The sequence below is a fragment of the Mycobacterium sp. 141 genome (genome assembly GCF_000382405.1).
Taxonomy (GTDB): domain Bacteria; phylum Actinomycetota; class Actinomycetes; order Mycobacteriales; family Mycobacteriaceae; genus Mycobacterium.
In genome coordinates this window covers 61,030-73,180 of record NZ_KB908268.1, presented here as the reverse complement: position 1 = coordinate 73,180, position 12,151 = coordinate 61,030, and the positions used below count along the sequence as shown (strand labels likewise).

Here is a 12,151-nt window from a genome sequence, read left to right as displayed (position 1 = left end):
AACACACCCATTTTTGGCGGTACCGGCGGTTTTGAGACACTGCGGTAGTGAGCACTCCGCCGAAATCCAAACAGCGCGAGGGAGCCAAGCTGGATCGCGTCCCCCTGCCGGTCGAGGCCGCACGCATCGGCGCGACCGGCTGGCAGATCACCCGCACGGGCGCCCGCGTCGTCACGAACCTCCTCGGCAAGGGATCTCTGCAGGAGAAGATCATCAGGCAGGTTCCTCAGACGTTCTCTGATCTGGGTCCGACGTACGTCAAGTTCGGCCAGATCATCGCCTCCAGCCCCGGCGCCTTCGGTGAGCCGTTGAGCCGGGAATTCCGCAGCCTGCTGGACCGGGTGCCGCCGGCGGACACCGCAGCGGTACACGAACTCTTCAAAGAGGAACTCGGCGACGACCCACAGAATCTGTTCAAGTCGTTCGACGAGAAGCCGTTCGCCTCTGCCTCGATCGCCCAGGTCCATCACGCGAGGCTGCACTCCGGTGAAGAGGTGGTCGTCAAGATCCAGCGTCCTGGCATCCGTCGTCGCGTCGCGGCGGATCTACAGATCCTCAAGCGCAGCGCCCAGGTCATCGAACTCGCCAAGCTGGGCCGGCGACTGTCCGCGCAGGATGTGGTCGCCGATTTCGCCGACAACCTGGCCGAGGAACTCGACTTCCGACTCGAGGCCCAGTCGATGGACGCGTGGGTGTCGCACATGCACGCCTCACCGCTCGGTGAGAACATCCGGGTCCCGCAGGTGTATTGGGACCTGACGAGTGCGCGAGTACTGACGATGGAGCGCGTGGCCGGCATCCGCATCGACGACGTGGCCGCCATCCGCAAGGCCGGTTTCGCCGGCACGGAGCTGGTGAAGGCGCTGCTGTTCAGTGTTTTCGAGGGCGGCCTCAAGCACGGCCTGTTCCACGGCGACCTGCACGCCGGCAATCTGCATGTGGACCACGACGGCAAGATCGTGTTCTTCGACTTCGGCATCATGGGCCGCATCGATCCGCGCACCCGCTGGCTGCTGCGGGAGCTCGTCTACGCCCTGCTGGTCAATAAGGACCATGCCGCCGCGGGCAAGATCGTGGTGTTGATGGGCGCGGTGGGCACAGTCAAGCCCGAGGGCGAGGCCGCCAAGGACCTGGAGGCGTTCACGACCCCGCTGACCATGAAGTCCCTGGGCGATATGTCCTACGCGGAAATCGGCAAGCAGCTCTCGGCGCTGGCCGATGCGTATGACGTCAAGCTGCCCCGCGAGCTCGTGCTGATCGGCAAACAGTTCCTCTACGTCGAGCGGTACATGAAACTGCTGGCACCCGATTGGCAGATGATGAACGATCCGCAGCTCACCGGTTATTTCGCCAACGTCATGGTGGATATCGGCCGCGAGCACCAGTCCGTCGATGAACAAACCGGCGATGAGGTCGAAACCTAGATGGAAATTCGCAACGGATACGCCAAAGCCGGCGATATCGACCTCTACTACGAGGACATGGGCGACCCGAACGACCCGGTGGTCTTGCTGATCATGGGTCTGGGTGCGCAATTGTTGTTGTGGCGCACCGGTTTCTGCGAGAAGCTCGTCGACCAGGGGTTGCGCGTCATCCGCTACGACAATCGAGACGTCGGGCTGTCGAGCAAGTTGTCCGGCCGGCGGGTCGAAACCCCGCTGGCGTTCCGCATGGCCCGCTCGTTCCTGGGGCTGCGCAGCCCGTCGGTATACACGCTCGAGGACATCGCCGACGACGCCGCGGCCCTGCTCGATCACCTCGACATCGACGCCGCCCACATCGTCGGCGGATCGATGGGCGGGATGGTCGCTCAGGTCTTCGCGTCGCGGTACCGGGACCGGACCAAAACCCTCGCGGTGATCTTCTCCAGCAACAACAAGGCGCTCTTGCCGCCGCCGGGTATCAAACAATTGCTGTCGGTGATCACCGGTCCTCCGGCGAACTCGACGCGAGATGCCATCATCGACAACGCCGTTCGGCTGGGCAAGATCAACGGCAGCCCGGCCTTTCCCACACCAGACGACCAGATGCGCGCCGAGGCGGCCGAACTCTACGACCGCGCGTACTACCCGGCCGGCATCGCACGACACTTCGCCGCGATCCTCGGTAGTGGCAGCCTGGTTCACCACGATCAGCGGATCACCGCCCCGACAGTGGTGATCCACGGTCTCGCGGACCGGTTGATGCGGCCGTTCGGGGGACGTGCCGTGGCCAAGGCGATCGCAGGCGCCCGGCTGGTGTTGATCGACGGCATGGGCCACGAGCTACCTGAACCGGTGTGGGACGACATCGTCGGCGAGCTCAAGACGAATTTCGCCTATGCCGGCTAGTGCGTGAGCCCGCAAGAAGGCCGAAATTGTCCCGGGCGGCCGGCTGCCGACAGTGCAGATGGTCGACGAACACTCCGCACAGACTGGGGCGACATCGACGTAAACCAGTTCGCTTTGCAGCGATAGGCGTGTCGCATCGACTTCGCTGCCAGCCTAGGTGCGATTAGATTTCCGCTGGCACCGGTGAGTCGATTGGCGCAGTGGCACAGACTACGCGTTTGCCAGGCAGATACGTTGACAGCAGTCAAAGCTGACCGGCCTTGACCTGCTGTAGGCTGACTTCCCGCAAGCAGAAAACTATAGGCTTGGAGCATTTTCGAATATGTCCAAATTGACACCGAAATATGAAGAACTGCAGTCGATCTACGACATTTCGAACGAATTCTACGAACTGTTCCTCGGCCCGACAATGGGCTACACCTGTGGGTACTTCGAACGCGAGGACATGACCGGCGACGAGGCCCAGCTCGCCAAGTTCGACCTGTCACTGGGCAAACTCGGCCTGGAACCCGGCATGACGTTGCTCGACATCGGCTGCGGCTGGGGCGGCGGCATGGCGCGGGCCGTCGAAAAGTACGACGTCAACGTCATCGGCCTGACCCTGTCCGGCGAGCAGCGCGAGTACGCCATCGACAAGCTCTCCAAGATCCCCACCGAGCGCAATGTCGAGGTTCGTCTGCAGGGCTGGGAAGAGTTCGACGAGAAGGTCGACCGCATCGTCTCGATCGGCGCGTTCGAGCACTTCGGGTTCGACCGCTATCCGGCCTTCTTCAAGATGGCCTACGACGCGCTGCCCGACGGCGGCCGGATGCTCCTGCACAACATCACGGGGTTCGATCTTCGTGAAGGCCAGAAGCTCGGCCTGCACATGACGTTCGAAGACGCCCGGTTCGCCCGGTTCATCATGACCGAGATCTTCCCCGGTGGCCGGCTGCCCTCGGTGTCGATGGAGAAAGAGAAAGCCATCGAGGCCGGGTTCAAGCTCACCCAGCTGCAGGAGATCGGGCCGCACTACGTCCGGACGCTCAAGATCTGGGCCGACGCGCTCGAGGCCCACAAGGACGAGGCCATCGCGATCCAGAGCCAAGAGGTCTACGACCGCTACGACAAGTACCTCAACGGCTGCCAGAAGTACTTCGCCTCGGGCCACATCAGCGTGCATCAGTTCACGCTGCAGAAGTAATTTCGCGCGAGCTGTCGGATCGCGGCGGCGTCGTTCGTCGGATAGGTAGAGAGTGGAACAGCAGGTTCTCACTCGCTGACACCGGGAGACGACGATGTACTACTTCGCCCTACTGATCAATCGGGAGAAGGCACTCACCCCTGAGCAGGGTGCCGCCGAGATGTCGGCGTACCTGGACTTCCACGCCAAAGCGGCAGCGTCGATTCGTGCGGGCGATGCGCTGACCCCGGCTGCAGCTGCGGTCCGCATCTCCGGCGGTCCGGGCGATCCTGTAGTCCAATTGTCGGCACCGCCGACGACCGTCACCGACGGCCCGTTCGCAGAAGGCGCCGAAGTAGCCGGGGGCTACTACGTGTTCGAAGCGAACAATCTCGACGAGGCCATCGCGCTGGCCCGCGATATACCCGTCGCAAAGCACGGCGCCGTCGAACTGTGGCCGATGGTCCACTGGCAGGCACCCGAGCAGCCGCTGGGCAACGATTGGCTTGCCCTATTGCTGGAGCCGCCGGAGAACGTTCACACGCCTGGAACCGACGAGTGGAACAAGCAGGCGGGCCGGCACGTCGAACTTGCCAAGACCATAGGTGACAAAACCCTGGCCGGCGCACCCCTGCATCCGCCGTCCACTGCCACCACGGTGCAGGTCCGAGACGGCAAGGTGATGCTCACCGACGGTCCGTACGCCGAAGGCGCCGAAGTGGCCAACGGCTTCTATGTGCTGCGCGCGACCGACCGCGACGAGGCGGTCAAGCTGGCCTCGATGATTCCGGCCTCGACGATCGAGGTGCGCCAGCTGTCCGGTATCGCCGGCCTCTAGGCGGATGTCCGAGCTGGACGGCGTCTTCCGGCGTGAGTGGGGCCCTGCCGTTGCAGCGCTCGCACGGTGGTCCGGTGATCTCACCATCGCCGAGGACGCCGTTCAGGAGGCCTGTGCCCAGGCGCTACGCACCTGGCCTTCCGACGGCCTTCCCGCCAATCCCGGCGCCTGGCTGACAGCGGTGGCCCGCAACCGTGCCCTGGACCGCTTCCGGCGCGAATTCCAGCGTTCAGGAAAGGAACTCGCAGCGGTGTACGAGGAGATGACGGCGCGCGTGAACGTCACCGAGGAAGTGCACCCCGTCCACGACGACCAGCTTCGGATGATGTTCACGTGCGCACACCCGGCCCTTGATGGCAGCTCACAGCTGGCCCTGACCCTGCGGCTGATCTCCGGGCTCACCGGGGCCGAGATCGCCCGGGCGCGGCTGCAGTCCGAGGCCGCAATCGGCCAGCGAATCACGCGGGCCAAGAACAAGATTCGCAACGCGAACATCCCGCTACGGGTACCACCGGCAGAGTTGCTGCCCGAACACACACCACACGTACTCGGCTGCATCTATTCGGTGTTCACCGAGGGCTATTGGTCCACCGGCGGGCCGTCGGCCATCCGCGACGAGTTGTGCGACGAGGGAGTTCGACTTGCCGGCGAGCTGTGCGCGTTGATGTCCGACAATCCGGATGCGCATGCACTGGCAGCCCTTGTGCTGCTGCATGATTCACGTCGGCGCACCCGCGTGGACGACAGCGGTGCACTGGTACCGCTGGACGAACAGGACCGAAAGCGTTGGGACCGTGGCCGCATCGCGCGCGGCCTGGAGCAGTTGCGGTTGGCCGAGGGTACGGCCGGTCCCTACCTGCCGCAGGCGGTGATCGCGGCGGTGCACGCCACCGCACCGAGCTGGCAACTCACTGATTGGACGGTCATCTGCCAGGCGTACGACCGGCTGCTGGAGTTCAGCGATTCACCGGGGGGTGCGCGCCAATCATGCTGTGGCGCTTGCGTTTCGCGACAGGTTCGACGCCGGACTGGCAGCGTTAGACCAGGTGGCCGACGATCCTCGGCTGGCACGCTCCAACGTCGTCGCCGCATCACCGAACTCGCCTGACCGCCGAGCAGACGCGAAAGTCCCCGACACACCGTGTGTGCGGGGACTTTCGCGTCTGCTCGCGCAGAAAAAACTACGCCTCGGTGCCGATGGTCGGCTCCGCGAGCTACGCCTCGGTGAAGTTCCGGGTCACCGCAGGGTCAACCGGGATGCCCGGGCCCGTGGTGGTCGAGACAGTCACCTTCTTGAGGTAACGACCCTTCGAGGACGACGGCTTGGCCCGCAGCACCTCGTCGAGCGCGGCGCCGTAGTTCTCGGCCAGCTTGGCCTCGTCGAAGGACGCCTTGCCGATGATGAAGTGCAGGTTGGCCTGCTTGTCGACACGGAAGTTGATCTTGCCGCCCTTGATGTCCTGGACGGCCTTGGTGACATCCGGAGTGACGGTGCCGGTCTTGGGGTTCGGCATCAGCCCGCGCGGGCCCAGCACGCGAGCGATCCGGCCGACCTTGGCCATCTGGTCCGGGGTGGCAATCGCGGCGTCGAAGTCGAGGAAGCCGCCCTGGATCTTTTCGATCAGGTCGTCGCTGCCGACCACGTCAGCGCCGGCGGCGATAGCCTGCTCGGCCTTCTCGCCCACGGCGAACACTGCGACGCGCGCGGTCTTACCGGTGCCGTGCGGCAGGTTGACGGTGCCGCGGACCATCTGGTCCGCCTTGCGGGGGTCGACGCCCAGGCGGATGGCCACCTCTACGGTGGCGTCCTGCTTCTTGGACGACGTCTCCTTGGCCAGCGTCGCGGCCTCCAGCGGCGTGTAGAGCTTGTCCTTGTCGACCTTCTCGGCCGCCTCGCGATATGCCTTGCTGTTCTTGCTCATTGAAATCTCCAGTTCAGAGTTTGTGGTTGGCGGGCCGAAGCGGGCCCTTCCACGTATTGCATTGATACGGGATGCGCGACTTTTAGTTGTCGCGCCGATCCGCTGCGCTACTCGACAGTGATACCCATGGAACGGGCGGTGCCGGCGATGATCTTCGCCGCGGCGTCGATGTCGTTGGCGTTGAGGTCAGCCTTCTTGGTCTCGGCGATCTCGCGCACCTGATCCCAGCTCACCTTGGCGACCTTGGTCTTGTGCGGCTCACCCGAACCCTTGGGCACACCGGCGGCCTTGAGCAGCAGCCTGGCGGCGGGCGGGGTCTTGAGGGCGAACGTGAAGCTGCGGTCCTCGTAGACGGTGATCTCCACGGGTATGACGTTGCCGCGCTGCGACTCGGTCGCAGCGTTGTACGCCTTGCAGAACTCCATGATGTTGACGCCGTGCTGGCCAAGCGCAGGACCAACCGGCGGGGCAGGGTTGGCCTGCCCGGCCTGGATCTGCAGCTTGATGAGCCCGGCGACCTTCTTCTTCGGGGCCATGCTGTGGTGTTCCTTACTCGCTTATCCGAGGGCGCGTGCCGCGCCCGCTGTTCTAGCCGTTACCGACTAAATCTTGGCGACCTGGGTGAAGGTCAGTTCGACAGGTGTTTCGCGGCCGAAGATGGACACCAGCACCTTGAGCTTCTGCTGTTCGGCGTTGACCTCGCTGATCGAGGCGGGCAGCGTAGCGAACGGACCGTCCATGACAGTGACGGACTCGCCGACCTCGAAATCGACCAGGATCTCCGGACGCTCCAGCGTGGCCTCGGTTGAGGCAGCGGCAGCAGCGGCGGGCGTCTTGCCCGCGGCGGCCTTCTTGGCCGCGCCCTGCGGCAGCAGGAACTTCACCACGTCATCGAGCGCCAGCGGCGACGGCCGAGAGGTGGCGCCGACGAAGCCCGTCACACCCGGGGTGTTGCGCACTGCGCCCCACGACTCGTCGTTGAGCTCCATGCGCACCAGGATGTAACCGGGCAGCACCTTGCGGTTGACCTGCTTACGCTGGCCGTTCTTGATCTCGGTGACCTCTTCGATAGGCACCTCGACCTGGAAGATGTAGTCGCCGACATCGAGGTTCTGCACGCGGGTTTCGAGGTTGGCCTTCACCTTGTTCTCGTAACCGGCGTAAGAGTGGATCACGTACCAGTCGCCGGGCTTCAGCCGCAGCTCCTTCTTGAGCGCGACGGCAGGGTCAACGTCTTCTCCGTCGGCAGGAGCCTCCGCAGCCTCGGCAACGGGTGCCTCAGCGTCGTCAACAGGCGCCTCAGCGTCTTCGCCGGCGGCGTCCTCGTCGCCGGCGGTGTCCTCACCGGCAGTCTCTTCCTCTTCGACTGCTTCGTCGACGGTCTCCGCCACGACAGCTTCTCCGCCGTCTTCGACACTGACGGTCTCGTCGGCGAGTGTCTGCTCATCGCCGTCGAACGTGGTCACGTTGTCAGTCCTCTCTCAAATCTCAGGTCAGGTGCCGAAAACCAGCGACACCAGCCGCGCCAGGCCCAGGTCCGCACCTGAAATCAGCGCGACCATGAACACCAGGAAGACCAGCACCACGGACGTATAGCTGACCATCTGCTTGCGGTTGGGCCAGATCACCTTCCGAAGTTCGGCAACAACCTGCTTGAGATAGTTGATGACGAACATGATCGGGTTGCGCGACGGCCCGCCGGCAGCCTTCTTGGTCTTCTTGGTCTTGCCGGAGCCGTTCTTGGCGGCATCCTTCGACTCGGCGGTGTCTTCACCGCTGTCGGCCTCGTCGTCCTCGGCCTCGCCGGGCACTCCGCGGCGCGACCGCTTACCGGTCGGGCGCAGCGGCCTGGTCACGACCGCGGTCCGACTGTGGTTACCGGAGCCATCAGCGTCGGTCCCAGTGTCGTCTGCGGAGCCGACACCTTCGCGCTCGTCGCTCACCGCATGCCTTTCATCCAGGTTGTGTGGTCACCTTCCAGTGTCCACACCTTGTCGAATATTCAATTTGAGCAGGGGCGACAGGACTTGAACCTGCAACCTGCGGTTTTGGAGACCGCTGCTCTGCCAGTTGAGCTACGCCCCTTCAGCGATGACAAGATTTGACCCCCGTCATCACGTCCTCTGTCCGGGGCTTACACAATTCGCGCGCTCCCCGTTCGCTCAATGAAGCCGACGGACAGCGCGCTGAAATGGGAAAAACCCCGAGAGCCGAGTGTACCCCGGTCTGGGTATCAACGACTAATCGCGCCGGCCACCCGCCTACTCCCCGGCTGCCTTGCGGATGACCTGGCCGGATTCCGGATCCCACTTGACCTGGATGGAGTGGTCACCCTCGTGGCCCATCATCGTGGTGTAGGCCTCCAGCACGATCTCCCCGTCGTCGTCGGTGCAGACGTTGTGGGTGACGACGATGTCGGCGCCGAACCGCTCCTCGACGGACGTGATCTCCATGACGGCGTGCAGTTGGTCGCCGGCTTTGAGCGGCCTGCGGTAGACGAACTTCTGGTCCACCTGGACGATCTGCATGGTCTGCATACCGATATCGACATGCTTGAAGAAATGCTGCTGGACCAACAATGCCAGGGTGGAGGCGAAGGTCAGCGGGGCAATCAGAGCATCGTGACCGAGCTCGGTGGCCGCCGCCTCGTCATGACTCGCCGGGTCGAACGCCTTGACCGCCTTGGCGTACTGGCGGATCTGCTCACGGCCGATCAGGAATGGGTCCGGGTACTTCCAGACCATGCCGCGGATATCTGTCTTGAGAGCCATGCCTCAGAATCCCCTAAGCCAGTTGTGCGGTCGCGACAGCCCGGCCGAAGATCTTCTTTCCGCCTGCGGTGGCCGAAATGGCGATGGTGACGAGCTTTTCCTCGGGGTCGACGGACTTGATCCGGCCGTTGAAAACAATCTCCGCACCCACACCGTCGTTGGGCACCGGCACCACCGCGGTGAACCGGACGTTGTACTCCTTCACCGCGGCCGGATCGCCGACCCAGGAGGTGACGTAGCCGCCGCCGAGACCCATGGTGAGCATGCCGTGTGCGATCGCGGTGTCGAGGCCGACCTGCTTGGCGATCTCGTCGTCCCAGTGGATCGGATTCAGGTCGCCGGAAACACCGGCGTAGTTGACCAGGTCGCCGCGGGTCAAGGGAATGATCTTCTCCGGAAGCGTGTCCCCGACCTTGACCGAACTGAACTCACGCAGCGCCATCAGAAAAGCCCTCTCCATCTTCGCCCGTACGGCCCGCAAGGGCCGTGTAAGTCTCCTGCACAACGTCACCGGAATCATCGGTGATGATGGTCTTGAACACGATGAGATCGGTGCCGTGCGCCTGCCGAACAGAGTCCACGTACACGTCCGCGTACAGCTTGTCGCCTGCGAAAATCGGCTTGATGAACTTCAGGGCCTGGTCGACCTGGACGATCTGGGCATCCTCGACACCGATGTTGGCGTCATGCAAAAACGCCAACTGCGCCGTGTACCCAAAAATGCAGATGAAGGTAAGGGCCGCAGGTAGCGCGCTGTGACCGAGTTCGGCCGCGGCCCTCTCGTCACGGTAAAAGGCATCGTCGTTCTTGACCGCGAGAGCGTGCTCACGAATCTTCTCGCGACCGACCTCGTAGTGCTCGGGATAGCGAAAGTGCTTCCCCACGAGCTTCGACGACAGAGCCACGGGCCTTGGTTTACCGCGACTCTTTATGCGGCTGGTGGTGTCCGCAGTTCGGGCAGAACTTCTTGACCTCGAGACGATCGGGATCGTTGCGGCGGTTCTTCTTGGTGATGTAGTTGCGGTGCTTGCACACCTCGCAGGCCAAAGTGATCTTCGGCCGAACGTCCGTACTCGACGCCACGTCAGCTGCCCTCTTTCACGTCTAACTTGTACCTGTAGCGGTGGGGGGGCTCGATCCCCCGACCTCACGATTATGAGTCGTGCGCTCTAACCAGCTGAGCTACACCGCCCCGATAGGCACGGGCATCGCTCCGCGACCACCGAGCCCCCTAACGGAATCGAACCGTTGACCTTTTCCTTACCATGGAAACGCTCTACCGACTGAGCTAAGGGGGCCTGTCTGCTTCGGCCCGCGGCGGTAAGCCGTGGGCCTTAAAGAGGGTACAGCCTACCCGGCAACCGCACCAAACCGCAGGTCAGAGCGGCTGCCGGGAGGCATTTTGCCATTCCGGTTCAGTCCAACAGCCAATCGTTGGGTGCGAACAGCTCGCAGTGCACCCGTTCCAGCGGGATTCCGCGGTCGCTCAGCTGGGCGCGTACAGCCGCGACGAAGCCCGCGCCACCACACAGGTAAATCTCCGCGTCGACCGGCAGCTCGATGCCCGCCAGGCTCAGCAGACCGGGATGCACGCCCGGCGTACCCGCGGTGACTCCGTCCTCGTACCAGACGTCGAGAGTGGAGTTCGGCAGCGCGGCGACGAGTTCGTGCTGGCGTTCCCGCAGTGGATGGCTGGTGTCGCTGCGGTCGGCGTGCAGCACCCGCACGTGCTTGTCCGGCCGCGAGGCGACGAGGTGCTCCAGGATGCCGATCATCGGCGTGATGCCGATACCCGCCGACACCAGGACCAGCGCCTTGCCCTCGCTTCCGGATGCGTGCAGGTCGCCGAACGGCACGGTGACGTCGAGCAGGTCACCGACGCACAGGTTGGCGCGGATCCAGCTCGAAACCTCGCCTGCGGGTTGGGTGGAGGTCGCGTCCACAGGCTTGACGGCAAACGTCAGATCGGTCGTTCCGGCGTCGTTGACGAGGCTGTACTGACGCAACTGGCGCGCCCCGTCGGGCAATGTGACACCCACCGAAACATATTGTCCGGGCAGGAAGTTCACCGGTTCGGCGGCGCGGACGGTGACGAGCACGGTACCCGAAAGGTCGTCGACGCGGGAGATGACCGACATCCGGCGGAACACCTCGCCGACCTCGACACCGGCGTCGGCGTACAGTCCGCGCTCCAACTCGATCAGGGTGTCGGCCATGATCCAGTACACGCGGTCCCAGGCCGCCGCCACTTCCGGTGTCACGGTATCGGCGCCAAGCACCTCCACGATGGCCGCGAACAGGTTCTCGTGGACGATCGGATACTGCTCGGGCGTGACGCCCAGCGAGGCGTGCTTGTGCCCGATTCGCGACAGCAGCTCGGCCGGATGCGGCAGCGCCGGGTCGACCAGATGGGTGGCGAAGGTCGCGATCGACGCCGCCAGCGCGCGCTGCTGGGCCCCCTGCGCCTGGTTGCCGCGGTTGAACAGGTTGCGCGACAACGCCGGGTGGTTGTCGAAGAGCCGACGGTAGAACTCCTTGGCGATCTCGTCGATGTTCGCACCGATCAACGGCAGCGTTGCCTTGACGATGTCGGCGTGGTCCGGCTCGAGCTCGACACGTACGGCCGACGGCTCGGGCGTGGTGACGGTCATCATTGGGTCCTTTCTCCGGTGAGTTGCAGAACAATCGGAAGGTCGATGCCTCCCGACAGATCGGTGACCGTATGGCGGTCAAGTTCGCGGTAGAACGCCTCTTTGGCCTCGGCTAACGCGCGGCGCAGCCGGCATGCCGCGATCAACGGGCACGGGTTGTCGCCTCGGCATTCGATGACCTCGCGGTCGTCTTCGAGTGCGCGTACCAGAGCGCCGATCGACGCGGTTCGCCCGGCGTCAGTGAGGACCAGTCCCCCGACTCGTCCACGTCGGGCGTGAACCATGCCGAGCTCGGCCAGCCGCGATACGGCCTTGGCGATGTGGTGTTCGGAGGCGTTGACACTCACCGCGATAGTGCGCGTGGTGACCCGGTGGCCGGTCGACTCACCCGAGGCCAGCAGCATCAGCGTGCGCAGGCCTAGGTCGGTGAACCGGGTCAGTTGCATGCCCTCACGCTATTAAATTCCGCATTCGGGA

General features: G+C 64.1%; 14 protein-coding genes, 3 tRNA genes and 1 pseudogene. 5 read left to right on the top strand and 13 right to left on the bottom strand.

What is annotated here, in order from left to right:
* The first annotated feature begins 47 nt into the window (after positions 1-47).
* From H276_RS0117175 to H276_RS23200, 5 genes and pseudogenes are all read left to right on the top strand, one after another.
* Positions 48-1,424: an AarF/ABC1/UbiB kinase family protein gene (locus tag H276_RS0117175; protein WP_019972532.1), complete on the top strand. Its 1,377-nt coding sequence runs from the start codon at positions 48-50 to the stop codon at positions 1,422-1,424.
* The gene (locus tag H276_RS0117170; protein WP_019972531.1) at positions 1,425-2,330 is read left to right on the top strand and encodes an alpha/beta fold hydrolase; all 906 of its coding nucleotides are present in this window, start codon (positions 1,425-1,427) and stop codon (positions 2,328-2,330) included.
* A 322-nt stretch (positions 2,331-2,652) separates the two neighbouring features.
* Positions 2,653-3,513, top strand: a complete 861-nt coding sequence (locus tag H276_RS0117165; protein WP_019972530.1) for a cyclopropane mycolic acid synthase family methyltransferase — start codon at positions 2,653-2,655, stop codon at positions 3,511-3,513.
* A gap of 94 nt (positions 3,514-3,607) precedes the next feature.
* Positions 3,608-4,330: a YciI family protein gene (locus tag H276_RS0117160; RefSeq protein ID WP_019972529.1), complete on the top strand. Its 723-nt coding sequence runs from the start codon at positions 3,608-3,610 to the stop codon at positions 4,328-4,330.
* A gap of 4 nt (positions 4,331-4,334) precedes the next feature.
* Positions 4,335-5,448: pseudogene (locus H276_RS23200) on the top strand (RNA polymerase sigma factor); the annotation flags it as partial.
* A 96-nt stretch (positions 5,449-5,544) separates the two neighbouring features.
* Here the strand turns inward: H276_RS23200 and rplA are convergent.
* The 13 genes from rplA to H276_RS0117090 form a co-directional block, all read right to left on the bottom strand.
* On the bottom strand, positions 5,545-6,252 hold the full coding sequence (rplA, locus tag H276_RS0117150) for a 50S ribosomal protein L1 (RefSeq protein ID WP_019972528.1): 708 nt from the start codon (positions 6,250-6,252) through the stop codon (positions 5,545-5,547).
* Between the two features lie 107 nt (positions 6,253-6,359).
* A complete protein-coding gene (rplK, locus tag H276_RS0117145; protein ID WP_018598681.1) occupies positions 6,360-6,788 on the bottom strand; it encodes a 50S ribosomal protein L11 in 429 nt (142 codons plus the stop codon).
* Positions 6,789-6,854: 66 nt separating this feature from the next.
* The gene (gene nusG, locus H276_RS0117140) at positions 6,855-7,718 is read right to left on the bottom strand and encodes a transcription termination/antitermination protein NusG (protein ID WP_019972527.1); all 864 of its coding nucleotides are present in this window, start codon (positions 7,716-7,718) and stop codon (positions 6,855-6,857) included.
* Positions 7,719-7,745: 27 nt separating this feature from the next.
* Positions 7,746-8,195, bottom strand: coding sequence for a preprotein translocase subunit SecE (secE, locus tag H276_RS0117135; RefSeq protein WP_019972526.1), 450 nt, complete (start codon positions 8,193-8,195; stop codon positions 7,746-7,748).
* A 69-nt stretch (positions 8,196-8,264) separates the two neighbouring features.
* Positions 8,265-8,337: transfer RNA gene (locus H276_RS0117130), tRNA-Trp, on the bottom strand.
* Between the two features lie 176 nt (positions 8,338-8,513).
* Positions 8,514-9,023, bottom strand: coding sequence for a (3R)-hydroxyacyl-ACP dehydratase subunit HadC (gene hadC, locus H276_RS0117125; RefSeq protein ID WP_019972525.1), 510 nt, complete (start codon positions 9,021-9,023; stop codon positions 8,514-8,516).
* 13 nt (positions 9,024-9,036) lie between these two features.
* Positions 9,037-9,465 carry a (3R)-hydroxyacyl-ACP dehydratase subunit HadB gene (gene hadB / locus H276_RS0117120; protein ID WP_018598677.1) on the bottom strand — a complete coding sequence of 143 codons (429 nt, stop codon included), beginning with the start codon at positions 9,463-9,465 and terminating at the stop codon, positions 9,037-9,039.
* Entirely contained in the window at positions 9,452-9,928 is a 477-nt protein-coding gene (gene hadA / locus H276_RS0117115) for a (3R)-hydroxyacyl-ACP dehydratase subunit HadA (protein WP_026357112.1), read from the bottom strand. Before hadA ends, hadB begins: the two co-directional genes overlap by 14 nt.
* A 10-nt stretch (positions 9,929-9,938) precedes the next feature.
* Complete coding sequence (gene rpmG / locus H276_RS0117110; protein ID WP_018598675.1) at positions 9,939-10,106, bottom strand: 50S ribosomal protein L33; 168 nt, start codon at positions 10,104-10,106, stop codon at positions 9,939-9,941.
* Between the two features lie 35 nt (positions 10,107-10,141).
* A tRNA-Met gene (locus H276_RS0117105) sits at positions 10,142-10,215 on the bottom strand.
* 33 nt (positions 10,216-10,248) lie between these two features.
* Positions 10,249-10,321 (bottom strand) — tRNA-Thr (locus H276_RS0117100).
* Positions 10,322-10,438: 117 nt separating this feature from the next.
* Complete coding sequence (locus H276_RS0117095; protein WP_019972523.1) at positions 10,439-11,674, bottom strand: globin domain-containing protein; 1,236 nt, start codon at positions 11,672-11,674, stop codon at positions 10,439-10,441.
* Positions 11,674-12,120, bottom strand: a complete 447-nt coding sequence (locus tag H276_RS0117090; RefSeq protein WP_019972522.1) for an Rrf2 family transcriptional regulator — start codon at positions 12,118-12,120, stop codon at positions 11,674-11,676. The genes H276_RS0117095 and H276_RS0117090 overlap by 1 nt, the downstream gene beginning before the upstream one ends.
* Positions 12,121-12,151: the final 31 nt, after the last annotated feature.

Bases quoted from the DNA above. Each gene is read 5' to 3' on its own strand.
- H276_RS0117170 (WP_019972531.1), top strand. From the start codon at position 1,425: ATGGAAATTCGCAACGGATACGCCAAAGCCGGCGATATCGACCTCTAC.
- H276_RS0117165 (WP_019972530.1), top strand. From the start codon at position 2,653: ATGTCCAAATTGACACCGAAATATGAAGAACTGCAGTCGATCTACGAC.
- H276_RS0117160 (WP_019972529.1), top strand. From the start codon at position 3,608: ATGTACTACTTCGCCCTACTGATCAATCGGGAGAAGGCACTCACCCCT.
- rplA (WP_019972528.1), bottom strand. From the start codon at position 6,252: ATGAGCAAGAACAGCAAGGCATATCGCGAGGCGGCCGAGAAGGTCGAC.
- rplK (WP_018598681.1), bottom strand. From the start codon at position 6,788: ATGGCCCCGAAGAAGAAGGTCGCCGGGCTCATCAAGCTGCAGATCCAG.
- hadC (WP_019972525.1), bottom strand. From the start codon at position 9,023: ATGGCTCTCAAGACAGATATCCGCGGCATGGTCTGGAAGTACCCGGAC.
- hadB (WP_018598677.1), bottom strand. From the start codon at position 9,465: ATGGCGCTGCGTGAGTTCAGTTCGGTCAAGGTCGGGGACACGCTTCCG.
- H276_RS0117095 (WP_019972523.1), bottom strand. From the start codon at position 11,674: ATGACCGTCACCACGCCCGAGCCGTCGGCCGTACGTGTCGAGCTCGAG.
- H276_RS0117090 (WP_019972522.1), bottom strand. From the start codon at position 12,120: ATGCAACTGACCCGGTTCACCGACCTAGGCCTGCGCACGCTGATGCTG.